Here is a 21711-nt window from a genome sequence, read left to right on the forward strand (position 1 = left end):
TTTTCGACGGCTGCTGATATGCCGCTGTCGCGTTGTGCTGCCTCCTTGCAGTAGAGGCGCAAGGTATCCGGGTTTCGCATCGGACGCGCTTTTCAGTGTTGCCAAAGCAATTCGTTCTTTTGAGCGGTGTTCGCGCAGAGCGGTCTTCGCGGACTCCAGTACGGGGTGTCAATTGGGGGATAAAAATGCTAACAACATCGGGGAATCATCTTTTGACCGTGCAATTCCTGCGCTGTGTCGCGGCGGCGCTGGTGGTGGCGCAGCACGCAGCAATCGAGCTGAGGGCGCGTACGGGGACGCCGGATCTGCTGTCCTACTGGCACGATCATGGTGGAGTGGGGGTGGATATCTTTTTCGTCATCAGCGGCCTGGTCATGTACCTGTCGACCCGCCGCAAGCCCGCACCGGCTGATGCCACGGCGACGGCGGCCTTGTTTTTCCGGCGCCGTCTGATCCGTATCGTGCCGATGTACTGGTTTTACACCTTGTCCAAGGTGGCCATCGTCCTGGTGCTGGGATCGAAGGCCTTCGCTGCTGGCCTGCCGTTCCTTTACGTGCTTGGATCGCTGTGTTTTTATCCCATGGTTTCGCCTGCCAGCGGCGATATCCTGCCCCTGGTCGAATCAGGCTGGACGCTGGGTTTTGAGATGCTGTTCTACGCCGTACTGGCCACGGTGATCGCCTTGGGCTTGCCGCGCCTGAAAACCGCCACGTTGGTGCTGGCGCTCATCTATCTCGTTGCGCAACTCTTCCCCGATGCAGTCTTGTCTCAGTTTTTCGGCCGCACGGTGCTCTTTGAGTTCCTGCTGGGAATGGGCATCGCCCGCTTGTGGATGCAATACAAACAGCCGCCAGCCTGGCTGGCGGTCTTGCTGGTCGCTATTGCAATGGCAGCGCTGTTCGTTCATCGCCCACCGCTTGATCGTTTCGTCGGGCTGGGTATTCCCTCGGCCATGCTGGTGCTCGGCATGGCGTGGATGGAGCGCTTTGCATGGGTACGGGCGGCCGCAGGCAGGCTGACTTTGCTGGGAGACGCCTCCTATTCCACCTATCTGGCGCACGGCTTCATCATGCCGGCTGCGGTAATAGGTGGGCTGAAGCTGGCGCCGCATTCTTACGGCTTCATTTGTCTGACTGCCGTGATGGTGGCCACCGTCGCCGGCTGTCTCTCCTATCTGTTGCTGGAAAAACCGCTCACCCGAGTCCTGAACGCCCGTTTCGGTGGTAGCAAGGTGGTGGCTTCCGCGAGTACCGCGCCAGTGTGACTGGCACTGATCTCGTGAAGGCGTAGTGGAACAGAATCGGCACTGCATCGGATTGCAGCGCCGCTTTCTTTGCGGCCCGAGCGGAACAAGGTGATACGGTTCAGCGACACGCAGCCCTTTGCCACAAACGCGCCAGCTGCTCGCCACTGTCCTTGAGCAATCCGGGCGCCTGTGCAATGGCCTCCTGCAGGCTCATCGGTCCGAAGGTGATGGAGAAGCAGCCCGCGAAGCTGCCCTGCAGCTTCTCCAGCGATGTGCGGTCGATTCCGCCCGATAGCAGGGTAGTGGGTACACCTGCGCGGCGAGCACGCTGGCTGGCGATGAAGGGGGCCTTGCCATGCAGGGTCTGGGCATCGCTGCGGCCCTCTCCCGTAATGAGCCAGTCGGCGCCGGCCAGTGCCTCATCCAGCCCGATATGGTCTGCCACGGTTTCGGCACCTGAGCGGAACTGCGCACCCAGCATCAGCAGCGCATAACCCAGTCCACCCGCCGCGCCCGCACCGGGCTGGCTGGCGGCATGACGGCCCAGCGCCTGCTCCAGCACGTCCGCAAAATGTCTCAAAGCCTCATCCAGTAGCGCCACCTGGTCTGGCGCGACACCTTTCTGTGGTCCGAACACGGCAGTGGCACCTTCGTCGCCGCACAGGGGATTATCGACATCGGACATGGCCACGAAATGCGCCTCCTTGATTCGCGGATCCAGTCCTGATGCATCCACGCGCGCGACACGCTGCAGCTGGGCCGGAACCGGTGGCACGATCTCGCCGCAGGCGTCGAGCAACTTCACGCCCAACGCTGCCAGTAGTCCGGCGCCGCCATCATTGGTGCTGCTGCCGCCCAGCGCTACCAGGAAGCGGCGGGAACCGCGATCGAGGAGCTGCCGGATGGCGTCGCCCACGCCCAGCGTAGTGCGCTGTCCGACGCTCACGGCCGTACCTGCCGCATCGGTCAGGCCGACGATGGCTGCCGATTCCACCACGGCACTGCCATCCTTGAGAATGCCCACCGGTGCGCTGCTTTGCTGTCCGGCTGCATTGCGGCAGTCGACGGTCATGCGTTCGCCGCCTGCATGCATGAGTGCGTCCAGCGTGCCTTCGCCGCCATCGGCAATCGGGCAGAGTCGGATCTCGGCATCGGGAATCGCGGCCTGAACGCCGGCGCCAATGGCTGCAGCCACTTCCTCGGCGCTGAGGGAGCCTTTGAATGAATCGGGAGCGATGACAACGACGGGAGCGCGGCGCGCGGAGGCAAGGGTGGTCATGATGAACTGGTTGGGCTGAGGCCGCGCGCCCGGCGGGGCAGGGCGTGCGAGAGGGTCTTGTTGGATGTGTTGCCGGTGAATAATCCGGCTCGGGCTGTTGGTGCGCAATTATAAGCACCGCCGTCCTTTATTGTGGCTGCGGCGTGAGCGGCAGTAGCGACCGCTGGTGAAAATTGGATCACTTTGGTGTCAGGGTGAATGAAGCGCGTAACAAAAAGTAAGGTAATTGGATGGTAGAACGCACCCGGGCCATAGTGTCATGTTGGCGCTGTCGCGCCTGAGGAACCCTATCATGAAGCCTCGTTTGCATTTGGTCCTGCTGCTGGCTGTGTTACCCGCTGCATTGCTGCTGGGTGGGTGTGTGGCCGTGCCTGCCAATCCCTACAATGGCGCGGTGGTCTATCCGGCGCAGCCGGTGTATTCACCGTATTACACCTATCCCGCTTATCCGGCCTATCCGGCGTATGGATATCCGTCGTCCTCCTTTTATTTCGGCTACAGCAGTGGCTGGGGTGGTCACGGGCGCTGGCGCTGAATGATGGAGGGCGGTGCAGGGTGGCGCCTGTATGTGGCTCAAAACCGGCTAAAATGGCGCCTTTGTTGATGGGTATGCATGGCAGGGCTGGAATGGATGGGGTGCATGGGGCGCCCGATCCGGCGCACAGCGGTATTGATCGCAAGCCTTCCACTCGCCGCTGTCTTCACACCGTATGAGCTTTTTCGTTTCGTCGACCCGAACAGATGTCATTTCCCCCTCCCGGCGCCGGACCGCGCTGGGTATTGCTGCGTCCGTGCTGGTGCATGCGGCCTTGTTCATGTTCGTGCGGGAGAAGCTGAACGAAGCGCCTCCCCGGCTGGAGTCTCCGGGGCGCCCGGATGCGCCCTTGGAGGTCAGTTTCATCCGCCCGGCCGCGCCGGTCATTACGCCGGAGCCCCCCAAGCCCGCACCTGAACCGAAAAAGCACGAGCCCGTCCAGAAGAAGCCTGCAGCCAGGCAGGCTCCTCGCCACAGTTCGGCCCCCGCGCGCCGTTCCCTGCCGCAAAGTACGCCCCTGCCGGTGGCTCAGGCGCCGAGCAGCAATGCTGCGGCGGCCGCACCGGCTGCGCCTGCCGAAGATTTCATGACGTCCATCAACCGCAAGCGCCAGCAGCGGCAGGAGGCCGAGCAGGCAGCTGCCGAGGAAAATGCCGCCGCGCGCGCGGCCGAAAATCCTTCGGCCAACGACATCGCCCGCGCCAATATCGCCTTCCAGGACAGGCGTGGACGCGGCACCAATGGTGTCTTCCAGATCATCAGCATGGGTCCGCGCGTGGCGCAGTACAGCTTCCGTGGCTGGACCACCGATCAGCGTCGCAGCCAGAACCAGTTGATCGAAGTGGATGCCGGCTTTGGTGGCAATGTGCAACTGGCTGTCGTCAACAGCATGATCGCGCTGATCCGCCGCTACTATCAGGGCGATTTCAATTTCGACTCGCAGAAGCTGGGCCGGGTGGTCACCTTGTCGGCGCGACTGGAAGATACCAAGGGGCTGCAGCAGTTCCTGCTCAATGAATTCTTTGGCGGGCGGTGACTAGCGAGTGTGAAGGCGGGCGGTTCGGATGCGGCGCAAGCTCATCTCCTTAAATGATTAAAAATGTTTTACGGAAACAGTTGATTTAATGGCACAGGCACTCTATAATCTTTGTCTTCAGTCGGGGCGTAGCGCAGCCTGGTAGCGTACTTGCATGGGGTGCAAGGGGTCGTGTGTTCGAATCACACCGTCCCGACCAATAGAATCAAAGGCTTACGGCGAAAGCTGTATGCGTAGACAGCACTGTATATTAGACACTTGTCTAATTTCAGTGCTGTTTTACTTTGTGTCCCATGGCAATGGAAGATTCATGTCCGACACCTGGGCAATCACTTCCTTGATGTAGATTTCCGAGGTCTTTGACGACGTGTGCGTCAAGCGCGCCTGGATCTCGTCTATCTTCTTGCCGGCCTTGGCCGCGTCCGTTGCGCCTAGTGCGCGCAGATCCCTGAATTGAATCCGTTCTTCTGGGGACGAGTCTTTGCCGATGCCCAGGCGGTCGCGCGCACGGTCCCACATCGAAAATAGTCCGTTCTTGCCGTATGGCGTACCCTTGCGCGTTGGAAACAGAAAGCCTGTGATCAGGGGCTTACCGTGCACCTTGTACTCTTTCTTGATGGCTCGGGCACGTTGAATCACATCCCAAATCGCTGGCGTGATCAGGATGTCTACCGACTTGCCGCTGGTCTTTAGCGTCTTCGACGGCTGAAGCCGGATGTATCCGCCCAGCTCGCCATCGATCTGGGATTCCTTCAGCATCCGCACATCGACCGCGCGCGCCCACAGCAAGTACGCTGCATCCACCAAGCAGGCAAACATTGGCCCGCTGGCGGTGGGAAGAGCCTTCCCCGTATCGGCGCGCACCTTGCTCATCATGCCGGCCTGGCGAATAGCCTGGACCTGCTCATGGGTTGGCAGGATGAGGCGGCGCTCGGTCTCGTAGTCGTCAAGCTCGATCTGGTCAATAGGGTTGTCCTCGCGTAGGCCCAGCTCCGAAATGACGAACTTGAACAGCTTGCGCGCGAGCGCGGTGTATTTCTGAGCCGTGTTGGGCCTGTCGCTGAAGTGAAAGCGCAAGAATTCAGCCCAGCTCTTGGTGGTCACCTGGCGCGCGGAGAAGTCGGCAAAGGCATGCCCGATGGTGTCAAGGTATCTCCCATAGGTGGCCTTGGTCTCATCGGTATAGCGCTTTAGCTTGTGCTTCTTGAATTCAGCGCACACGTACCGCATGCTCTCCACGTTGAGTGCGTCGTCTTTCAGCAGGTTGCCCAGTGCCAGAAGCATGGCGGCTTCGCCCTCATCGACCTTCGCAAGCGGAATCCAGCGCTTCATTTTCCCGTCTTTCGGGTCGAGCATCGGCTCGGTCGGTACGAAGTAGTAGGCACCGTGTTTTATGTATACCCGACGAGGTAGCCCCTTGCCGGTCTTGCGAGAGCGGTTCATTTGCGGATCAGGCGAAGTTTTGGTTCTGGTTTTTCGGGCGCTGCAGCGACAGCCGGCCTGGTGGTGGCGTAGACGCGCAGGACCATAACGGTATTGTCTGGTCGGCGATGGGCCGGAATGCCCATCTCCTGCAGGCGGCGCAGCTGGAATGCGGCGCGGTGATAGCCAGTGATGGCCACCACCTCCTGCTCTGTCAAGGTGATCGGCTCAGCGATTGCTTGCATTATGTGATCCTCCTGAACTCAATGACCCATACCCACGGGTTTGCATCCCAGCTACCAGGGCCGCTGATGCTTTCCCAGAGCGCGGCGAACGTAGGTGATGGATCGTCAATGCAGCGCCCCATACGCTTTGCTAGTTCACAGATCTTGAGGGGATCCAGGGTTCCATCGACCTCTTCGATACCCTCAGCCCAGCAGTCCGCATTGCTGATGTCCTGCAGGCGCTCCACGCGGACGCCAGTGACTTCCAGCAGGATGCGGCAGGCCCAGCGCGGCATATGGATGCTGGGTTTCCAGACCCAGCGCTTGGCATCAAGCGGATAGTCCGCTGCAAACATGCAATGATCCGGCGTACGGTACCGCTCCGGGATATCCATCAGCTTGGAGCCCTTGCAGCCCGCCCAAGAGGTATAGGCCCAGGTGCCATCTGCCGGCGGATCGGGCGCCCATGTCTCACGCACCCAAAGTAGGTCGCCCACCTGGCCATATGGGCAGGGCACGCGCGGCCCTGCGCTGTCGAGACCGGCGAGGGGCTCACCGGTACGGGCATGCACATCGACCACGTTTTTTGCAATACGCCGGGTCTGCGTTTTGTTGCCAGCGAGGACGGCACGCACCATCGGGCCATTCATCAGCAGGGGATTCTCCCTCATGGCACGCTCCCTTCAGGAAATGCAGTAGCGGCTGGCGCGCTGCACTGACTGCAACGATAGGGTTTGAACCAAGGCTTGAAGCCGGGATGAAGCTGCTGATAGCGCGCATCCGTGATGTACTTGGCGTAGGCCGGCGTCGTGCTTTCCCAGGCGATGGGCTCAGCTGCAGGCGTACTGTAGGCAAACTGAATAGTTGCGCCAGGATGAAGCGGCGGGGTGTTCGGCGGGAGCGCGCCATCGATCCAATCTGTGATCGGGGTGCCGTCGGCCGCAACCTCGCGGAAGGCAACCGGCTGCGCCACCTTTTGAAGTCCGGCCGCTTCTAAGCGCTCGTGCACTGCCGCAACTTGCTCGGCTGTCGGCTGGGTCTTGAAGCCGTCCACCGGTTGCGCCGCCGTCGGCGAGGAGGATGCTAGTTCTTCGACCACCTTCTCATAGATCCGCTTGATGGTGTCCCATTCGACCGGCACTGGCGCAACGAAGCCGCCACTTCCGGCGCAGATTTCGCATTCCATGTCTGGCTCGTCGGCGTCGCAAAATGGGCAATCCGTACTGAAACTTTCGGAGAACTCGCCGGACAGGGCGGCCTTAGCTCCGTTCTCGGCTGTCAGCCGGCGCGGCATCAGGACGTAGCCTTCAGGCACTGCCCATGCTGGCAACGCGAGAGAGGCGGCATACTGGCTGGGATACAGATGCAGCATGTCTGTCGTGTACAGGGGTTCACTGCCATCGCCCGAGCCGTTGTAGTGCGTTTCAGGAAGTGGCGGCGGGGTTCGCTGAGCAAGCAGCTTGCGAAGCCCCAGATACTCGCGCAGCAGCTGCACGATCCTTCCGTGGCCCATGAAGTGCGGGCCATTGGCGGCATTCGTGTACGCATCGATCCAGACCTGGATGCCATCCAGCGGGGTGAGCTGCAGGCCGACTACTGGGCGGGCATCACCGATGAGTTTGCCCAGACTCCACAGGAACATGCAGAAGTTCGCCACGTCACGGGGATCGCCTTTTTCGACGTGCTCGCGCAACATGTAGGACAGTTCGGCCGGATCGCATGCTTGCCAGCCGCTGCGCCCCTTGGCGCGTGCGTCCGCCAATTTTGCCTTCATGACCTCGGCGAACTGGTCAACTGCGACATCATCCGGATGCCTCACCTCTGCATCGGCTGCGACCTGCAACGAGACTACTGGATGCGCTGTGCCACGCACGCCCAGGATGATATTCGCGCCCTTGTTTAGCGCCTCCAGCTCGGGCGGCGTCGGCTCCCATGCCGAGAACATGAAATTCCCTTCGGCCGTTTGGACATCGAGGACCGGCAGGACGCCGCAGGACATATCCTTTCCATCCCAGTCGGCGGGTGCGCCCAGTTGGCGCGTAGAGCCGTCAATGCGCTTAATCAGCATGATCACCTCCAGTGGTGGCGGCTACTGCATCGGCCTGGCGGGATGCTTTCTTCTCCGCCTTGGTACGCAATGCTTGGATTGCGCCTTGTTGCGTCAGCAGCTCGTAGACGACAGCGGCGGGCAGTTCGATCACTTGATCGTCGGCGGGTTTGTGCTGCAGGGCCTGGCGCACGTGCTCCGGGATAGCTTGCACCACCGCATCAACGGCCGAGACCATCGGCAGCACGGCGCGCGGAGGAGGGCTCCACGGCCGGATAGCGGCGGTGGTGATCTTTTTGCCGCCTGCTGCAGCGACTGTCTTCTTCGCCGAGCCCAAGACATCTGCTGCCTTATCACCATGTTCACGCACGGCCTCAATAGCCGTGGTCGCAGCTGTTTCGCCAGCGCGGACCATCATTTGCACCGAGTGAGGCGCGGCCGACAACAGGAGCATCTGCTCAATATGCTGGCGCGTTTTCCCTACCAGCTTGGCGATTTCCTCGTTATTGAGGCCAAACGCCTTTAGGCGGCGGTAGCCTTCGGCCAGCTCCAGCGGCAGCAACTTGCGGCTGTCTTGGCTGGTAAGGATGCGCGCCTGGCGCTCCAGATCATTGCCTTCGAACGGCTCAATGCGGATCCATTCGATCTTCAGGCCTTCTTTGATCAGCTCCTGATCCGCTGTCGTGCGGCGGTGGCCATCGATAACATCCACGCCCTGGCCGTCGGCGGACAAGCTGACCTCCAGAGGTGGAACCTTTCCGCCCCGGCGCTTGTGATCCTTCAGGCTCTCGATGTCATCGCGGTAACCTGGCGCCTCGATGTCACGCAGGTTGAAGCCGGGGACGATGCGGATAGCGCTCGGGCGAGCCCACAGGCCGGCATCGGTGCGCTTGACCACGCCGAGATCCATCAGCTTGCGCCAGCTAGGTTTGTTAGACATTTCTTGCTCCTAGATATTTGTTGCTTAGGCGCACTGCGCCATCTGCTGCTCGTGGGAGAAATTAGCTTTCAGCAGCGCCCGCGCGAGCGGAGGGCAGACGCTGTTGCCGATCATGCGCACCTGGGCGGTCTTGGAGAGAGGTTTCCCGTTGACCATTGGATCGAGCACATAGTCGTCCGGAAAGCCCTGCGCACGAGCCAGCTCACGCGGCGTCAGCATGCGCATGCCTATGTCAACGATCTGGTATTCCTCGCCCTGCACGGTGACCAGGCCGAAGCGGTCTTTCGTGGTGACCGTGTGCAAAGGTTCTTCCAGTCGGGGATCTTGATCGGCGCCGTAATACTTGATCAGGAAGGCGCGCACCTCGCCGACGTGGCCGCCGCCCGCTGTCAGCGTCGGCATGGGCTCATCCATGGCTTGGCCGAATTGGTTATTGCGCAGCTTCACCAAGTGAGAGGTGACGACGGAGTGATGGTCCGAAGTAGTCACGGTGCCGAACGGCACGTCAACGCCTGTGCCGACCACGCCTCCATAGTGCTTGGCCAGCATGGCCGAGACGAGTGCATGCTTACCACCGCCTGCGACGACTGTTCCCAGCGGCTTGTCCAAGCCAGGCGCGCGTGGTGCTTGTCCGGGGCGCTCGCCGTAGCCGGTCTGCACCAGGGTCGCTGAAACCAGTGCCTGATTTCCACCGCTGGCGGTGACGGTGCCCATGGGCTTCTCAATGTCATGCGCACCTGTACCCCAGCGCTTCACGCCGCTTGGCGACTGCTCGCCATGAGCGGCGTCCACCAGAGTGGCCGACACGACTGCGAAATGGCCGCCCTTGACCTCGGCGCACTGGGTGCGCAGCGGTTCATCTGCCGGCATGTTGCGCTGAGTGCTGGCGTTCGCGTGCTCGGTGATGAACGGCGCCAGGGAGGCAGCGATTACGGCCTGCTCGCCACGGTTCGCGCCGGTCACGGTCGCCAGCGGCTCATTCATGGCAGCGTTGCGGTCTGCGCCCTGATGTGTCATGTGCATGACAGATGGAACTACAACGCCGAAGCGCGGCGCGCCGGCCATGACGGTATGCAGGGGCTCGTCGAGCGGCTGGCCGGTGCTGTTCTCGCTGAATTTCACGATGAACGGGTCCGAGCTGTTGACAACGAACTTCATCACGCCCTTGGCGATGCGCCGCAGCGTTGCTTCCTTCAGCGGCTTGCTGCGTTCGAAAATGCTCGGGCAGGGAATCGACCAGTCAATGCACTCAGCAGCCGTGCGATACGGCAGCAGCTTGCCAGCCTTGACGGCGGCAGACTTCGGATCACCGTGAGTCGGCTCCGGCCAGACGATGGGCAGGCCATCGCGCCGCGCAAAGATGAACAGGCGCTTGCGGATGGTCGGAGTGCCATAGTCGCAGGCGCGCAGGATGCGCCATTCCACCTTGTAGCCCAGGCCAGCGTAGAGACGATCCATGGGAAAGTCGGAGCCCAGCGCCTCGAAGATTTCCGGTACGTCCGGGTGATTGCGATTCAAGCCAGTGGTAAGGGCATCAATGAAGGCGCGGAAAGTGCGCCCCTTCTCCGCCTTGATCGGGCTGCCTTCTTCGTCCAGTGGGCCCCAATCCTGGAATTCCTCCACGTTCTCGATGGCAATGGCTCGTGGCATCTGGAACGTTCCCCACTTCAGGCACACCCAGGCCAGGCCCCGGATCTTTTTCTCGCGCGGCTTTCCGCCCTTGGCCTTCGAGTGGTGCTTGCAGTCCGGCGAAAACCAGGCGAGTCCGATAGGCTGCTGCTGGGTCACGAAGCCAGGGTGCACGGTAAAGACGTCTTCGCGGTAGTGGCGCGTGGTGGGGTGATTTGCCTCATGCATAGCCAAGGCTTCGCCATCGTGATTGATCGCGACATCCACCGGTCGGCCAAAGGCCATTTCGATACCGGTGCTGGCGCCACCGCCGCCTGCGAAGTTGTCGATCAGGAGTTCGTGCGAGAAACCGAGAGGCATGGTGAGCTGATCACGCTTCATGCGGCCTCCGATTCATTCAGCATGCCACCCAGTGCACCAACCAGCGCTGCCAGCAGGTGGCCCATCTCGCCCGCGAAGAGCGCGAAATTGCCATCAAAGCGCTCGTCGTCGTTCTTGCCGACGGCGCCGGCATCTTCCTTGAGCACATCCAGCAAGGCGATCTTCTTGACCGCCAGGGCGTCAGTCAGCGTGAAACTGATCTTATCGGCCCAGGTCAGCGCCAGACGGGTGCACTGCTTGCCGGTCTCGATGTGCTGTCGAAGCTGGTCGGCTTCCAGGGTATGGCGAACGTAGCGCACGGTTGCGCGGCTCTCGGCAGTGGAGCGAAGCTCTGTATCCTGATCGACGGTGAAGCCATTGGGCGCTTCGTCGCTGGCCAGCCAGTCGGTCATGGCGGCGGCCGGCGACATCACGGTGCGCAAAGTCTCCAGCGGGAACTTCGGCACGGCCTTGAACAGCAGCTTGAGTGCTTCCTCGGCCCTGGCTGGTGTGCTGGTATCCGCGACCAGCCAGCCATTCACGGGATCGATCCAGACCCACATGCTGGTGATGCGCGTGAAGGCACGCGGCAGCAGCTCGTCGGTGACTTGCTCCTTCAGCTCTTTGGTCTGCTTGCGGCCTGGCGGGAAGCCTTGCTGCTCTTCCAGTTCCGTGGCGCGCTCGCGGGTCACTTGATTGATGACCGATGACGGCAGGATCTTCTTCTCGGTCTGCAGGCGCAGCAAGAACTGGCGATTGACCGGGTGGACGAGGCCGTTGGAGCTTTCGCGCGGCGGGATCCAGCCTTGCGACTGCATGTCCATGTTGTCGGCAGGCGTGAAGGTCTGCGGCGCCAGGTACTGGGCCAGCTGTTCGGCAGAGATGCCCCAAGCCTTCGGCAGTCGGTAGATTTGAGCGTTTCTAAACATTACGATTTCCTAAAGGTTTGAGTGAACCCGTGGTTGACGGTAGATCCGGAGCGCAGAACAGCCTTTGCCAAGCGTGCACGGTCATGATGGCTCTTAGGAGATTGGCCCAAGAGCCCGAAATAGCTATTCGCCGTTGAAAGAAACTCTTGGGGTTTGGCCGCGCTGGTGCGCGTGAGCGCAGAATTGAGCGAGCGTCGTCGCGGCCGCCTGCACCATGGTTTGATGACATGGCCGACGAAATCGATGCCGCGCTCTACGGGCTGCAGGATGGTCTTGCGCGGATTGAGTTGTGCGTTAAGGCGCTGCGGAAGGAAATCCGAGATCAGGGCAAGTGCGCCATTGAGCCATTGCGGCGACTCATGCAGCAGGATGAAATCGTCGACATAGCGGACGTAATGGCGTACGCGCACCTGGTGCTTAGCAAATTGATCCAGCGCGTCCAGATAGACATTGGCGAAAAACTGGGAGGATAGATTCCCAATAGGCAGGCCGAATCCATCGACTTGTGACAGAAGGCGCTTATGCTTTGGCACCAATTCCAGCAGGGCTGGATTTCCGCGCAGTTCGAAGTCTTGGCGAGGATCGTGGAAAAGAATCGTTTCCGCCAGCTTCAGCCACCACGGCTCACTGACCCGTCGCGAGACCAAATCCCAGACGATAGCCTTATCGATGCTGACAAAGAAGTTCACCAGGTCACATTTCAGATACCAGGCGGCCCGAGACCAGTTCTGGGTAATGCTGCGCACCTTGGCTTCAAGGCGCTCAGCCGCGTAGAGCGTGCCTCGCCCAGGAATGCAGGCGCAGCTATCCGCGATGAAAGAAGCGTAGAAGCGCGGCGAAATGTGGTTGTAAAGGAGGTGATGCACGATCCGATCGCGGAATTCAGCCGCCCACACTTCGCGCGGTTTCGGGCGGGTGATAACGAAGCAGATGGACCGGCCTGGTCGATAGCTACCATCTGAGAGCTCCTCGAAGAGATCAACGAGGTTTCGCTCCAAGTTTTGTTCGAAGGCGAGGGCGCTCTCAGTATTGCGCTTGGCCTTTCGGCAATCGAAATAAGCCTCCACCAATTGGAGGAAGGAAAAATCAGCATGTGGGCGCACGTATTGAGCTGCGGACCGCACGCGCGCGACCCTCGTACGACGTGTTGTTGTTGTTCTGGTTGCCATTGTTGAAATTCTGATTCCAGGCGTTGTTAGAGTTGGCCGCGTGCTGCGGGTGTTCGTGCTATCGATGTCGCCCCGGCGAACACCAATGCCGATCAGCGGGGAAACTGCGCAAGACCAGACCCGGACCAGGCCGGCGGTATCTTGGATGCGCATGGCGGTGGCCTTGTGGGCCAGCGGCACGACCAGATTAATTAATCGCTCAGTCATGACGGCCTTGACCGCCATGAAGCGGGCGAGATGCGGCGTTGCGCCATCCATTCGCCTGTTTTCCGATGCTCGTGGTCAGCCTGATTGCCGCTGCATACTGCTTTGTCGAGATCAGCTGCTTATCCCGCGAGAGTCGAAGCAGCAGTTCCATGACCTGCAGGCGTTCAATCAGGCCGACCAGGTGAGGCGCCTTGTCAGCAGCGACGTTCGCCCTGAAAATCAAGACGGTCACTTTCACGCAGTCGTCGCGGATCACGCCTCCGATGGATGCCTTGAAATCGCGAGGCATATTTTTAGCGAGGTCCGTGACGACATCGAGAAGCTCGTAGGCGTCTTTGTAGATCGGAAGACTGGTATGGATAGCCATGCTGATGAATTGCTAAATTACAAAATGGCTAATCTGCGGACCGCACGCGCGCGACCCTCGTACGACGTGCCGTCGTTGCTCAGGCCGCCATAGCTGAAATCCTGATACCAGGCGTAGCTAGAGTAGGCCGCGTGCTGCTCTCCAGACCAGTACCAGCGAGGCTGGAAAGCCTCTTTGCAGTTGGCAAACAGCAGCGACTGCTCGCGGCGAGTGGGCAGATCGCCACCTGTCTTGGCCGCCCACTCCTTTGCTGCAGCCCAGTTGACGCCCTCGGCTTCACCGGGTAGCAAGAAGATGTGCTGATCGGGTTCGCCATTCTTCCCCAAGAGGAGGCCCGCGTAGATCTCGCCTTCCCTTTGGTTTTCCGCAAGCCATGCGGTCTTAGCAGTGCTCATTGATAGCTCCTGAAATGGCTAAAGGATTAAATGGGCAATCTGCGGACCGCACGCGCGCGACCCTCGTACGACGTGTTGCTGTGGTGCTGGGTGCCATCGTAGAAATCCTGAAGCCAGGCGTAGCCAGAGTAGGCCGCGTGCTGCGTCGAACTCCAGTACCAGCTGTCATCGAAGGCTTCGGAGCCGCCAGCCTGGAATGCTTCTGCCTGCGTCTGGGCAGGCAATTCGCGGGTATAGGGGCGCATCGGCGGGATTGCGGAGAGATTGATGCCCGAGCGTGCGTATCCGGAATTGGTTTCGACCGTCGGCTTCAGGTTGCGGTAGATGACTTCCAGCTCATCTTGACTCGGGATGTACCAGTCATCATTGCCGCCGATGCGCAAGCCACGAGCCCAGGCCGCCAGCTCACTGCCATCCTCGGCCATGGCATTGGTGTTCGCCAGGCCATCGTAGTAGGAGCGTGCTCCCGGAACGGCGATATCGTCATGAATCCACTTGGCTTCAGCCTTCTCGCCATCTGCTTTCGGCGCGACGATGATGGCGAAATGCTGACCATCGACATTGATACGGCCGGCATAGAAGCCGCCGCCCATTGCGGTACCGATGATCGGCACGATTTCTTGTTCAGAGGATTTCATTTCTGATCCTATTAAGAAACTACGGTTAAGAGAATTCGCGGCGTAGATCGCGAATGGAGAACTCAGTCGTCGTACTGCTCGTTAGCCAGGGACTCGATCTCATCGTCATCGATGTCCGCAAGGAGCACGGTGCGGCCGACATACATGCTCATTAGCAAGGCATGGAAAGAGCCGACCGCATTCGGCAGGCTTGCTGGAGTGATCACTTTGTCGTCAAGCTTCAGCGCATACACTTCACCTTCCTTGTTGAAGGCGAGGGAGTATGCGGCGCTGTACTTGCGATCCTCCCGAGAGCGGTAATCGCCACGGAAGCTGGTGGACGAGCCGGGCGCTGGGTCTTTGTCCAGGTAGAGGTGATTAACTCCATAGTCAGAGTCGAGGTATGCATAGAACTTGGCGCCACCTTCGACGTGCAGCCCGTCGCGCACCAGCTCCATGAATTCACTCAGCTTGATGGTGGAGGGGGCTGACTGGATAAAATCGATGACGCTCTTTTCGATGGCCGTACGAACGGCGTCATTGTTCGCGCCCGAGACGGCGGCACTGATTGCGTCATTCAGGATGTGCTGGAACTTCGCCATATCATCCAGCGCCAGCCCATGCGGCATAGCATCTTTGAGCTGCTCGGTCAGTACCTTGCGGAAATCGCTGTTGTAGCCGGTAGCGGTGCTGATGGCCGAGGTGATGGCTTCAGTAACGTGCTTATCGAGGATCGGTGCCAGTTTCTCTGGCGCCAGCGCTCCGGCGATTGCCTTCTCGATGTCAATCTTGATAGTGATGTCCATGGGTAATCCCAGTGAAATTAAAAGGGCGGCAGCCTATTTCCGGCGGACTGCCAGCGCGAGGCCCGAGGGGAGCGGGCAGGGGGGGATGCGATTCAGCGGTAAAACGGGCTATCGAATGCGCGAGCCGAAAGGCGGACTGCCGCCGAAACTTGCTTGCCGCCCCGGCGATGGAAGCCGTAGAGGCGAATGAAAACGAGGATGGCTGCAAGGAATTTCATTTCGCCCTCCAGCAAGCAACTTTCACAGGTGCGGCCTTGGCAGCTTGCAGCGAGGCCAGGAAGAAGACGGCCGCAACTATGAAGCACGCGCCGCAAGCGAAGCCCAAGCAGAATTTCTTCATGCGACCACCAGTACGGTGACACCGAGTGCGCCAGCCAAATAACCGGCGGCTTCGATGATTGCGGGGGAGCCGACCTGTTCACCGGTGCGTTCGGAGCCGTCAGCGAAAACGTAGCGATAGCGGCAAGTCATTTGCCACCTCGTGCGGCGATCAGCTTGTCGGCCTCGCGCAGGAGTTGTTCGCGGGAGGGAGCGCAACCGCTTTCAAGCATGTCCTGAAGGATGTTCTGCGCCTGACGGCCGCTGAAGATGGTGAGAATTGCGTCCAGGCGTGCGGCCGCGTTCTCGACGCCAGTCTCAACTGCAGATGGAAGCACTGGCACGGCAGGGACGGCCATCTTTGTCATGCGGTCAAGGATCTTCTCTACACCGGCATCGAAATGTGCTTGCAGCTTGTCGAGCGTGAGAAGGGTCGTCGGCTTGGCTGCTGGGTTCTTCGCAACTGTTTTGCGTACCAACTTTTTTTGTGTAGTCGAGGTCATTTTTATTCCGCCAATTGATATTTAGAGGTTGAAAAATGATCAAAAACTAAATAAACAATCTGCGGACCGCACGCGCGCGACCCTCGTACGACGTGGTGTAGTCGTACTGGGTGCCATAGTAGAAACTCTGAAACCAGGCGTAGTCAGAGTAGGCCGCGTGCTGCTCACGAGTCCAGTACCATTCATCCTGGAATTGCTCTTTCGCAGTTGCAAAGAGCAGTGCGCTCTCGACACGGTTCGGCAGTTCGCCGCCCTGATCGGAAGCCCATTTCTTTGCCGCATCCCAGTTCACATCACTAGCTTCGCCGGGGAGCAGGAAGAGTTGATAGCTTCCATATCCGCCTGGTGTAGCGATGGTGCCGATGTAGGTTTCACCTGGTTTCACGATCACAGGAAACGTCGTCGAGGGAGCCTCCACTTGCGCAGGCGCAGCAAGTGTTTTTTCAAGCCACGCCTTGAACAATTCTTCGGTGTTGACGGTAATCCGTGCTCCAGCAATCACCAGTGTCGTTTCGTTGCTCATCGCCACTCCATCGCAAGTTATTTGCCGGGAAGCCCTCAACCGGCGCGGATGCTTTCAGCCAAGTGAAGGGGGGTATCGGCCTGGCTGAGGCTTTTGGTGAATTCGGTAATCAAATTTTTTGTTCGTAAGCCGGCGAGACGCTGCGCGGATTTGATCGATAGCGGTTCGCCTGAGAAGAATATTAGAACTTCTAATTTCAATGGTCAACAGAATTTCTTATTATTTTCTAATAAATTTTGGGTGTGGTTTTTTGATTAAGTGGGGCGTTTGAATCTCGATTAACTCGCTTTTCTGTAGTGCAATAGCCTGACAGCTAGCTGTCAAAAACATATTAACTTGTCATACCGCAAACGTTACCGCCGATGTATTCTCTTCATAGCACGAGAATTACAAAATGAAATTGATGCGTCAGGGGCTCGAAATATACTGTATAAATATACAGTTATCAGGGCATGCAAAATGTTGCCGGGGGCGATGAATATATGGCTACAACTCAAGAGGATGAATTGATGAGGGCATTCCGAGAACTGGAGCCCAAGTACAAAGATTTGGTGGTGCGGATGGTGAAGGATCAGGCGGCCGCGTGCATAAATCGCCGCCCCAAGCTGAGGCTGGTATCAGTTGGCGGCCACTTCCCGCGCAGCGGCGATGCCAGAGCGAAGGGCGCGTAATGCAAGCTCACGCGCCTCCTTGTTAGCTTGAATATAGAGGCTGATGACCTCAGCAATTTCTGTGGCTGTTTCTTCTCGGATATATTCCGGCGTCGGAGAATCTCCGCGAGGAAGGTCACGCGTCAATTCGCGGCTGATGGTGCGAGGATCGACCTCGATCACGTTGCAAATTGCGACAAGGGCGTTCAGGTTCAGCTGAATGCGCCCGTTCAGATACTGGGCAATCGTGCTCTGAGTTCCAAGATTGGTCTGCTTAGCAAGCCACTCTTGCGAAGCGCCCACATGGGTCTCTTTGTATTTTGTCCACGCCGCTTTTAGATTCTTCGCAGCAAGAATCTCCCATTCGGTCAGTGGTCTTTTGTCAATGGTCGCCATGATTCAATTGTAAATAGAGCATCGGATGGCCTTCGAGCTTCTTGATAAGAAGTTCTGTTGACTATGGCTATTAGAAGTTCTACTATTTTGGCTATGAACACTTGCAAACAAATCCGCGAGCAACTTGGCCTTACTCAGCGCGCATTGGCCCAGGTCCTTGGCTGCACGCAGAGCAATGTTTCCCAATATGAAAACGATGCGCATGGCATGCCCGTCGAAACCGCCAAGGTTTTGATCGAGTACGCAAAAACACGTGGTGTGAGCATTTCGTTTGAGGATGTTTATGTGGTGCCAGGCGCCCAGGATTCCTAATGCTTTTGCACTTGCGGTCTGCGGGAGTTTTATTCCGGCTATCTGTTTGAAGCTTGTCCGACGACTCAGCCGATATTGGCTGAGCGATTTTATAGATTTCATTTTCCCCTCCATAAAAATTTCAGGTGCCACATGAGAACCCGTGCCGCGTATCGCAATGAGGTCAAGACCCGAGTGCCAGACCACGTATACAGCGCGCTGCTGCTGTATATGCAGCTGAACCAGCTGGACAGCGTATCGGCGGCTTTGGCTCGGATTGCAGCGCAGCATTTGCTTGGCTCAGTTGGCATCTTGCCGGCGCAGTTGGCCGGTGTCAGTGCCGATGCGTCCCAACCTGGGCCGCATCAATGATTCGCCGAAAAATGCAGGTAGACCTGCCGAAAGAGGAGGCCGACAGCCTGGAAGTGCGGGCTGCGATGCAGGGTGTTCCTACCGAAAAGCTTCTCTCGTATCACGTGCTTAAAAGCTATCGCGGCGTATTGCATCCCGAAGTTCAGGCGTTTGAGCATGGGGACATGTTGGGCCAACCTGGGACAAAGAAATGATTGGCGCGCAATCGGGGGCCGATCTGGCCCGTCAAGATGCCATGCGCGCGGCGGACCATGCTGACCGTGTATGCAGCGAATGGACGGACCAGGCGCTGGCGGCTTTTCGAAAATACGCAACTGAGCATGCCATGTTTGCCACCGAAGACGTCAGCACCGCGTCTGCCGACGTGCCGCCACCTCCCGATAAGCGCGCATGGGGATCTGTGGCCATAAAGGCCTGCGCCGCTGGGGTTTGCGAGAAGGCTGGCATGGGCGTTTCCAAGCTGCCTCATGCGCATCACCGCCCCATCACCATCTGGATGTCGAAGATCTACCAAGGAGCCATCAAATGAGTGCATTTTGTGTATTCGGCGTGAGCCGCTCGGACTGCATGCGCATCGCTGAAAAGAAAGTGAAGTTCTACGACGACGAGAAGAAGCGCAACCTCACCAAGGAGGAGTGGTGCGCCAAGGTTGATGCGCTCGCGCAGGATCTGTTCAACACGACCACGCGGCATCGCCAGGTGAGCCCGGCCTTCGATGCGCCCCAGTTCGCACGCGAATGGGCTGCGCTCGCAGTGCGCGGCGACCAGGTGAAGGGCGCTGATATCCGGGTGCGCAATGTAGTGCTGGATGGCGAGGGCAAGCCTGTGCAGCGCAAGGGCAAGGTCCTCATGACCTGGCAGCACTTCGCGGGCTGAAACGTGATGCGAGCAGAACAGCAAAAGGGCGGGGCTCTTGCCAAGTTGGCCGGCATCTTCTGCCGGGAGCCGCAGTTCCGCGCGTTCCTGGATGCGAGGTGGCAAGACGACGCGCCCTATGACACCTCGGAGAAGGCAGCTGATCTGGTGCGCCGGGTCTGCGAGGTGGACAAACGCAGCAAGCTAGATCACGACCCTGCTGCCGCTGAGCGCTTTCATGACCGCATTCGCATCCCATATGTGAATTGGCAACTGGGGCGATCTGCATGAGCGGCCATTTTTCTTCTGCCACCCCTGAGTGGTACACGCCACAAGAGGTGTTTGACTCCCTCAATAGCGAATTCTCCTTCACGCTTGACCCGTGCTCTACGCACGAGAACGCCAAATGCGCACGGCATTTCACCAAGGACGATGATGGCCTCGCCCAGAGCTGGCATGGGGAGAGGGTTTTCATGAACCCACCATATGGCCGTGAAATAGCCGATTGGATGAGAAAGGCTTATGAGGCCAGTTGCCATTACGGCGCACTTGCCGTCTGCCTCGTCCCGGCCCGTACTGACACCAGCTGGTGGCACGAGTATGCGATGAAGGGCGAGGTACGTTTCTTGCGGGGCAGGCTCAAGTTCGGCGGCGCAAAGACAAATGCTCCCTTTCCCTCGGCGGTGGTCGTCTTTCGTCCTCTGCTCACATTTCCTCGGTGAGCGCTATGAGAAGAAGCCCGCTCAAGCCTGGATCAAAGCCCATGAAGCGCACCGGGTTTGCGAGGCCTGGCGCCGGCCTGCTGCGCGTCGCATCGTCCCAGATGAAGGCGCGCAAGGCCTCCAAGCCCAAGATGACCAAAATCCGCGCCAGTGCCCACGATCAGGAATGCACGCTGCGCTTCCCGCTGGTGTGCAACCACCGCACCGATACCACCGTGCTTTGCCACAGCAACCAGCTGAAGGACGGCAAGGGCATGGGCCTGAAGGCACCGGATACCCGCGCCGCATATGGCTGCAGCTCATGCCATGACGTGCTGGACGGCCGAGCGCCGCGTCCCGCAGGCATGACTCACGAACAGATGCTTGAGCGCTTCGAAGAGGCGGTTCAGCTGACCCACCAAGTTCTGACCCGCAAGGGTTTGTTGAAAGTTGACGAATGAGTATCGAGCTCACCATCAAAGTCTGGCAGCGGTCCTTGCCGGCGTCTCCGAAGATTGTCCTGCTGGCGCTGGCTGACCAGGCGGGGCAAGACGGAAAGTGCTCTCCACGAATCCGCGATCTGGCAGAAAAGGTGGGGATGAGCCCGCATTCCGTCAGGACTAATCTGGAGCAGCTGGAGGGCATGGGCGCTGTGATTTGCGAGCGCCACGCCTTCCGCCCGTCCACATTCCGGGTGCTCGGATGAGTATCGAGGCCATGCAATGGGCGTTCCAGCAGGATATCAAGCCTGCTTCGATGAAGTTCGTCCTGGTTTCTCTCGGCGACAACGCCCAGCACGATGGCATGGCATGGCCTTCGATTGCGGCGCTGTGCGAGAAGACCGGATTGGACCGCAAGACAGTGATTTCGGCTTTGAATCGTCTGGAGCAAGCCGGCTATCTCTCGGACAGCGGCAAGCGGACGGGCAACACGGGGCAGGTGAAGGTCTACAGGTTCAACTTTGATCGCCTTAAGGATACCGAAAACGGAACGGTACCGAAATCGGAACAGTTCCGAAATTCCCGTCAAAGAGTACCGAAAACGACGGGTAACAGTACCGTTTTTCCGTCTAAGAGTACCGAAAACGGTACACGGAACCCACAAGAACCCAAAGAACCATCAGGGAACCCACAAGGCGCGCCTGCGGCGCCTGCCACTGAACCGGTTTGGAAACCCTTGCAGGCTCTGACCGCTGCTGGCGTCGAGAAGCAGACGGCGAAGGATTGGCTTGCGTTGCGTAAGGCGAAGAAGGCGCCGGTCACAGAGACGGTTTTCCACCTGGCGGCAGAGGCGGCGCAGCAAGCCGGGGTGACGCTGCAGAAGGCGCTGGAGATCTGCTGCGTTCGCGGCTGGACCGGCTACAAGGCCGAATGGATCAAGAAGCATCTGGCTGAGGAGGGCGCCGGCACTGGTGGCGCATGGTTCGCGACGGAGCAGGGCGTGATCGCCAAGGCAGCGGATCTGGGCCTCAAGACCATCCCTGGCGAATCGGCGTTCTCGCTGAAGCAGCGGGTGCAGGAGGCCATCGACAACGGCGGCAGGCCGCCCATGACCGTATCCGGCCAGCGCGTGGTACCGGCGCAAGCCAAGGACGAGGGCAAGGCCGAGGTCTCGCCCGAAAACCGCAACGCCGCCCTGCAGGCAGCACGCGGGCTGAAGAAGAAGGTGGCGTGATGCGCTGCCTGGATTGCTCGCACTGTGATCTGCGCAGCAAACCAGAAATGGCCCGGCGGGGCTTTGCGATTTGCAAGTTTGTCGCATCGGCCACCTACCCGAGCACCACGGCGCAGCGTGATTGCAGCCACTTCCAGGCTGCCGCGCAAGAGACAGTGACCAAGCGCGCAGCGTGGTTGCAGGCACAGCAAGAATTGTTCAGGCAGCAAATTATTTAAA

General features: G+C 59.4%; 31 protein-coding genes and 1 tRNA gene. 14 read left to right on the forward strand and 18 right to left on the reverse strand.

Annotated features, from left to right (window positions below):
• Positions 1 to 218: 218 nt before the first annotated feature.
• Positions 219 to 1265 carry an acyltransferase gene (locus AACH55_RS09480; protein WP_338720242.1) on the forward strand — a complete coding sequence of 349 codons (1047 nt, stop codon included), beginning with the start codon at positions 219 to 221 and terminating at the stop codon, positions 1263 to 1265.
• Between the two features lie 100 nt (positions 1266 to 1365).
• On the opposite strand, the gene AACH55_RS09485 is transcribed toward AACH55_RS09480, so the two are convergent.
• Entirely contained in the window at positions 1366 to 2526 is a 1161-nt protein-coding gene (locus AACH55_RS09485; RefSeq protein WP_338719160.1) for a glycerate kinase, read from the reverse strand.
• Positions 2527 to 2818: 292 nt separating this feature from the next.
• Here AACH55_RS09485 and AACH55_RS09490 point away from each other — a divergent pair, with 292 nt between their 5' ends.
• The 3 genes from AACH55_RS09490 to AACH55_RS09500 all read left to right on the forward strand — a co-directional run bounded on the left by AACH55_RS09490 (position 2819) and on the right by AACH55_RS09500 (position 4296).
• Positions 2819 to 3061: a hypothetical protein gene (locus tag AACH55_RS09490; protein WP_338719161.1), complete on the forward strand. Its 243-nt coding sequence runs from the start codon at positions 2819 to 2821 to the stop codon at positions 3059 to 3061.
• Between the two features lie 175 nt (positions 3062 to 3236).
• Positions 3237 to 4097 carry a hypothetical protein gene (locus tag AACH55_RS09495; RefSeq protein ID WP_338719162.1) on the forward strand — a complete coding sequence of 287 codons (861 nt, stop codon included), beginning with the start codon at positions 3237 to 3239 and terminating at the stop codon, positions 4095 to 4097.
• Between the two features lie 122 nt (positions 4098 to 4219).
• A tRNA-Pro gene (locus AACH55_RS09500) sits at positions 4220 to 4296 on the forward strand.
• 80 nt (positions 4297 to 4376) lie between these two features.
• Here the strand turns inward: AACH55_RS09500 and AACH55_RS09505 are convergent.
• The 17 genes from AACH55_RS09505 to AACH55_RS09585 all read right to left on the reverse strand — a co-directional run bounded on the left by AACH55_RS09505 (position 4377) and on the right by AACH55_RS09585 (position 17599).
• Complete coding sequence (locus AACH55_RS09505; RefSeq protein WP_338719163.1) at positions 4377 to 5540, reverse strand: tyrosine-type recombinase/integrase; 1164 nt, start codon at positions 5538 to 5540, stop codon at positions 4377 to 4379.
• Positions 5537 to 5764, reverse strand: a complete 228-nt coding sequence (locus AACH55_RS09510) for a DUF4224 domain-containing protein (RefSeq protein WP_338719164.1) — start codon at positions 5762 to 5764, stop codon at positions 5537 to 5539. The genes AACH55_RS09505 and AACH55_RS09510 overlap by 4 nt, the downstream gene beginning before the upstream one ends.
• Entirely contained in the window at positions 5764 to 6414 is a 651-nt protein-coding gene (locus AACH55_RS09515; RefSeq protein ID WP_338719165.1) for a hypothetical protein, read from the reverse strand. The genes AACH55_RS09510 and AACH55_RS09515 overlap by 1 nt, the downstream gene beginning before the upstream one ends.
• Positions 6411 to 7811 (reverse strand): hypothetical protein, encoded by a 1401-nt coding sequence (locus AACH55_RS09520; protein ID WP_338719166.1) that lies wholly within the window; start codon positions 7809 to 7811, stop codon positions 6411 to 6413. The genes AACH55_RS09515 and AACH55_RS09520 overlap by 4 nt, the downstream gene beginning before the upstream one ends.
• Entirely contained in the window at positions 7801 to 8730 is a 930-nt protein-coding gene (locus AACH55_RS09525) for a hypothetical protein (RefSeq protein ID WP_338719167.1), read from the reverse strand. Before AACH55_RS09525 ends, AACH55_RS09520 begins: the two co-directional genes overlap by 11 nt.
• 24 nt (positions 8731 to 8754) lie before the next feature.
• A complete protein-coding gene (locus AACH55_RS09530; protein WP_338719168.1) occupies positions 8755 to 10740 on the reverse strand; it encodes a DNA cytosine methyltransferase in 1986 nt (661 codons plus the stop codon).
• Positions 10737 to 11648 (reverse strand): recombination-associated protein RdgC, encoded by a 912-nt coding sequence (locus tag AACH55_RS09535; RefSeq protein ID WP_338719169.1) that lies wholly within the window; start codon positions 11646 to 11648, stop codon positions 10737 to 10739. The genes AACH55_RS09530 and AACH55_RS09535 overlap by 4 nt, the downstream gene beginning before the upstream one ends.
• On the reverse strand, positions 11648 to 13075 hold the full coding sequence (locus AACH55_RS09540; protein ID WP_338719170.1) for an RNA-directed DNA polymerase: 1428 nt from the start codon (positions 13073 to 13075) through the stop codon (positions 11648 to 11650). The genes AACH55_RS09535 and AACH55_RS09540 overlap by 1 nt, the downstream gene beginning before the upstream one ends.
• A complete protein-coding gene (locus tag AACH55_RS09545; RefSeq protein WP_338719171.1) occupies positions 13017 to 13391 on the reverse strand; it encodes a four helix bundle protein in 375 nt (124 codons plus the stop codon). Before AACH55_RS09545 ends, AACH55_RS09540 begins: the two co-directional genes overlap by 59 nt.
• A 17-nt stretch (positions 13392 to 13408) precedes the next feature.
• A complete protein-coding gene (locus tag AACH55_RS09550; RefSeq protein WP_338719172.1) occupies positions 13409 to 13786 on the reverse strand; it encodes a DUF1566 domain-containing protein in 378 nt (125 codons plus the stop codon).
• A gap of 26 nt (positions 13787 to 13812) precedes the next feature.
• Positions 13813 to 14424: a DUF1566 domain-containing protein gene (locus tag AACH55_RS09555; RefSeq protein WP_338719173.1), complete on the reverse strand. Its 612-nt coding sequence runs from the start codon at positions 14422 to 14424 to the stop codon at positions 13813 to 13815.
• A gap of 62 nt (positions 14425 to 14486) precedes the next feature.
• Entirely contained in the window at positions 14487 to 15209 is a 723-nt protein-coding gene (locus tag AACH55_RS09560; protein WP_338719174.1) for a hypothetical protein, read from the reverse strand.
• A 92-nt stretch (positions 15210 to 15301) separates the two neighbouring features.
• On the reverse strand, positions 15302 to 15427 hold the full coding sequence (locus AACH55_RS09565; RefSeq protein ID WP_338719175.1) for a hypothetical protein: 126 nt from the start codon (positions 15425 to 15427) through the stop codon (positions 15302 to 15304).
• A gap of 118 nt (positions 15428 to 15545) precedes the next feature.
• Complete coding sequence (locus AACH55_RS09570) at positions 15546 to 15680, reverse strand: hypothetical protein (RefSeq protein ID WP_255475260.1); 135 nt, start codon at positions 15678 to 15680, stop codon at positions 15546 to 15548.
• Positions 15677 to 16030 carry a hypothetical protein gene (locus AACH55_RS09575; RefSeq protein ID WP_338719176.1) on the reverse strand — a complete coding sequence of 118 codons (354 nt, stop codon included), beginning with the start codon at positions 16028 to 16030 and terminating at the stop codon, positions 15677 to 15679. Before AACH55_RS09575 ends, AACH55_RS09570 begins: the two co-directional genes overlap by 4 nt.
• Positions 16031 to 16076: 46 nt before the next feature.
• Complete coding sequence (locus AACH55_RS09580) at positions 16077 to 16553, reverse strand: DUF1566 domain-containing protein (protein ID WP_338719177.1); 477 nt, start codon at positions 16551 to 16553, stop codon at positions 16077 to 16079.
• A gap of 617 nt (positions 16554 to 17170) precedes the next feature.
• The gene (locus AACH55_RS09585; protein WP_338719178.1) at positions 17171 to 17599 is read right to left on the reverse strand and encodes a helix-turn-helix transcriptional regulator; all 429 of its coding nucleotides are present in this window, start codon (positions 17597 to 17599) and stop codon (positions 17171 to 17173) included.
• 93 nt (positions 17600 to 17692) lie between these two features.
• On the opposite strand from AACH55_RS09585, the gene AACH55_RS09590 reads away from it, so the two are divergent.
• The 10 genes from AACH55_RS09590 (at position 17693) to AACH55_RS09635 (ending at position 21710) form a co-directional block, all read left to right on the forward strand.
• Positions 17693 to 17911 (forward strand): helix-turn-helix transcriptional regulator, encoded by a 219-nt coding sequence (locus tag AACH55_RS09590; protein WP_338720244.1) that lies wholly within the window; start codon positions 17693 to 17695, stop codon positions 17909 to 17911.
• A 362-nt stretch (positions 17912 to 18273) separates the two neighbouring features.
• Positions 18274 to 18456: a hypothetical protein gene (locus tag AACH55_RS09595; RefSeq protein ID WP_338719179.1), complete on the forward strand. Its 183-nt coding sequence runs from the start codon at positions 18274 to 18276 to the stop codon at positions 18454 to 18456.
• Positions 18453 to 18791 (forward strand): hypothetical protein, encoded by a 339-nt coding sequence (locus AACH55_RS09600; RefSeq protein WP_338719180.1) that lies wholly within the window; start codon positions 18453 to 18455, stop codon positions 18789 to 18791. Before AACH55_RS09595 ends, AACH55_RS09600 begins: the two co-directional genes overlap by 4 nt.
• Positions 18788 to 19138: a hypothetical protein gene (locus AACH55_RS09605; RefSeq protein ID WP_338719181.1), complete on the forward strand. Its 351-nt coding sequence runs from the start codon at positions 18788 to 18790 to the stop codon at positions 19136 to 19138. Before AACH55_RS09600 ends, AACH55_RS09605 begins: the two co-directional genes overlap by 4 nt.
• 6 nt (positions 19139 to 19144) lie before the next feature.
• Positions 19145 to 19408 carry a hypothetical protein gene (locus AACH55_RS09610; RefSeq protein ID WP_338719182.1) on the forward strand — a complete coding sequence of 88 codons (264 nt, stop codon included), beginning with the start codon at positions 19145 to 19147 and terminating at the stop codon, positions 19406 to 19408.
• Positions 19405 to 19839: a DNA N-6-adenine-methyltransferase gene (locus AACH55_RS09615; protein WP_338719183.1), complete on the forward strand. Its 435-nt coding sequence runs from the start codon at positions 19405 to 19407 to the stop codon at positions 19837 to 19839. The genes AACH55_RS09610 and AACH55_RS09615 overlap by 4 nt, the downstream gene beginning before the upstream one ends.
• A 41-nt stretch (positions 19840 to 19880) precedes the next feature.
• Entirely contained in the window at positions 19881 to 20279 is a 399-nt protein-coding gene (locus AACH55_RS09620) for a nuclease domain-containing protein (RefSeq protein WP_338719184.1), read from the forward strand.
• Positions 20276 to 20524 carry a helix-turn-helix domain-containing protein gene (locus AACH55_RS09625; protein WP_338719185.1) on the forward strand — a complete coding sequence of 83 codons (249 nt, stop codon included), beginning with the start codon at positions 20276 to 20278 and terminating at the stop codon, positions 20522 to 20524. The genes AACH55_RS09620 and AACH55_RS09625 overlap by 4 nt, the downstream gene beginning before the upstream one ends.
• Positions 20521 to 21492, forward strand: a complete 972-nt coding sequence (locus AACH55_RS09630) for a helix-turn-helix domain-containing protein (protein WP_338719186.1) — start codon at positions 20521 to 20523, stop codon at positions 21490 to 21492. The genes AACH55_RS09625 and AACH55_RS09630 overlap by 4 nt, the downstream gene beginning before the upstream one ends.
• The gene (locus tag AACH55_RS09635) at positions 21489 to 21710 is read left to right on the forward strand and encodes a hypothetical protein (RefSeq protein ID WP_338719187.1); all 222 of its coding nucleotides are present in this window, start codon (positions 21489 to 21491) and stop codon (positions 21708 to 21710) included. The genes AACH55_RS09630 and AACH55_RS09635 overlap by 4 nt, the downstream gene beginning before the upstream one ends.
• Position 21711: the final 1 nt, after the last annotated feature.

Origin of the sequence: Herbaspirillum sp. DW155, assembly GCF_037076565.1 — a bacterium.
In the GTDB taxonomy this organism is placed as follows: domain Bacteria; phylum Pseudomonadota; class Gammaproteobacteria; order Burkholderiales; family Burkholderiaceae_D; genus Herbaspirillum.